The organism is Solibacillus sp. FSL R7-0668 (genome assembly GCF_038006205.1).
Lineage (GTDB): Bacteria > Bacillota > Bacilli > Bacillales_A > Planococcaceae > Solibacillus.
This window is the reverse complement of the sequence record NZ_JBBOUU010000007.1, coordinates 1-2,023: the sequence shown is the minus strand read 5'-3', so window position 1 is coordinate 2,023 and position 2,023 is coordinate 1. Positions and strand designations below refer to the sequence as shown.

2 protein-coding genes are annotated in these 2,023 nt (G+C 38.6%); both read right to left on the bottom strand.

Annotated elements, in window-relative coordinates; genetic code table 11:
- Positions 1-793: 793 nt before the first annotated feature.
- The gene (locus MKX47_RS21410; protein WP_340778527.1) at positions 794-1,168 is read right to left on the bottom strand and encodes a hypothetical protein; all 375 of its coding nucleotides are present in this window, start codon (positions 1,166-1,168) and stop codon (positions 794-796) included.
- A gap of 115 nt (positions 1,169-1,283) precedes the next feature.
- Positions 1,284-1,868 (bottom strand): replication protein, encoded by a 585-nt coding sequence (locus tag MKX47_RS21405; protein WP_340778525.1) that lies wholly within the window; start codon positions 1,866-1,868, stop codon positions 1,284-1,286.
- Positions 1,869-2,023: the final 155 nt, after the last annotated feature.

The following is a 2,023-nucleotide window of genomic DNA, read 5'->3' as shown; positions in this document are numbered from 1 at the left end:
CGTCATGCCAAGTGGAGTGCAATCCAGCTTGGCTTTTTTTGTGCTTAAATCCTTATTTCCAGTCTAGCATTCTACTAAATTTTAGCAAGATTTTTCTGACCAAAAAGCGTGACCAAGAAATTTTGGTCAAAATCATGGTCAGAGTGGAAAGTCAGTAATATCAAGGGTTTAACCCCCCTGTTTCTTAGGTTGACCAATGACCTACCTAAGGGGGGATGTCGTAGTATCCCCCCGCCCCCGCATTTTTCTGAATTCAAAAACTCGAAATTCAAAATCCCAAAACCTTGCCTTTTAAAAAAGGCAAACCCAAAACTTCCCCATTCGCCATTGGGCAGGTTCTCACAAAGGGTGAGAACAAACAAAAGGGTGAAAATCGTGTTTACAGTTACAAGGGCACGCTCCTTAATGCGACCATTTTTTCACTTGCAGCCAATCATCATTGAACCAGTTAAATCCACCAAATTACATCTGTGCCGCTTACCGCTTAAAGCCCTTGCAACTGCATCGAATCTTTATATAAGCAAAAGGTTATAAATGCCCTTGAACCTTACAGCCACAAGGGATTGAGAGGTTCATTTTTCAAAAAGTGCGACTCTATCCCCTGTTATTATTAACAAGTTAAGTTTAGTAAAAAAACAGAACATATTTTCGCGAACACGAAAATGCGTTCTATCATTTCCAGTGGAATTGACCTCTTTACCATTTCTTAATTACTGGCAAGGTCGGCGAACCGTTCTCTGTGTCTTGCTCATCAGTCAGAGCTTATTGCTCTTCCCTCTTGCGCTAGCCCCGTTCACTTTAGTTCGCCCCAGTTCATGTATTTCTCAACTGTTCCACGTCCCACTTTCAAATTTGTAGCGATAAAACGCACAGAATGCCCCTCTAAGCGCATTTTCTTAATTTCCGCTATTAAATCACCTGAAATTGGTTTACGTCCCTTAGAAACGATTTTAGAGCCTTTTACGCTATCCCTTTCCGTCCCATTTGCTACAAACGGTTGCAACGAATAAATATTTTGCCCTTTCTCAAAGCAATAACATGCATAAACTCTATCTTTCACTAGCTTTTCCATATGCCATTTTGGTGTACTTGCAGCATTACTTTGATTATCCTGAAGCGCATATGCAACCGCCAAAATTTTCTGCTCCGTTTCTTTGTTACATTTCATTTTTTCACCCCTTAATTATCTGTCCGTAAAATGATTGTATCGCATTTTCGGACACTTGTTCAACTTCAAAAATGCACAAAAAAAGAGCGACCATTTTTAGATCACTCACTCAATTTTATTCTGATTTTTGGTGTCGTCTTGATTTGATATAAAGACCAATTACATAAGCGGAATTGTCGCATAATAATTCAAACCAATCAGCTCTATTATCCATTGCGTATGCCATCAAGTCCGAAAATTCAATAATTCCACGTTCATCTATGAATTTGCACATCTCACGAATGCCGTCATAACGCTCATTTTTCTGTTCACTTGCAGAAGTCAAATGTTGCTTAATATCAGCACCGCCAAAAACTCTTATATCCTCTTTGCTATATTGATATTTTTCAGGGTTGTCCAAATGAACAAAATACCTTGCCATCCCTTTAGCATTGCTCACTTTTTGCGGTACAGGAGAATTTAATTTATCTGTAATCTCCTTAATTTGATTAAACGATTTTTTACCCGAGTACATCAACATTACATGCCAGTGTGGTTTTTTTATCTCACCATCTGCATTAACATCTTTGTCATGTAACGGACTAACAGCAAATGGCACTTGTTCAGCGTTCAAAATTTCAATCCAGTTCTCAGGAACCGATTCAGGATAAACAATAAAAGTCCAGTTTCTTGTACGATCATCTTTCTTTTGTGCAGTCATAAAAAAACACCTCTCATTATTTTTCTAAGAATCAAGACAAATCGGGCTTTTTCCAGTTTTTAACCGTAAATCGACCGAGTGCTTAAACCTCTTGAAAATACCGAGAAGTGGCGCTATACTTAAGTTCGATTACGGGAGCTAGTAGAAGTAGTTTC

Coding starts and splice junctions, on each gene's coding strand:
- MKX47_RS21410 (WP_340778527.1), bottom strand. CDS start 1,168: ATGAAATGTAACAAAGAAACGGAGCAGAAAATTTTGGCGGTTGCATAT.
- MKX47_RS21405 (WP_340778525.1), bottom strand. CDS start 1,868: ATGACTGCACAAAAGAAAGATGATCGTACAAGAAACTGGACTTTTATT.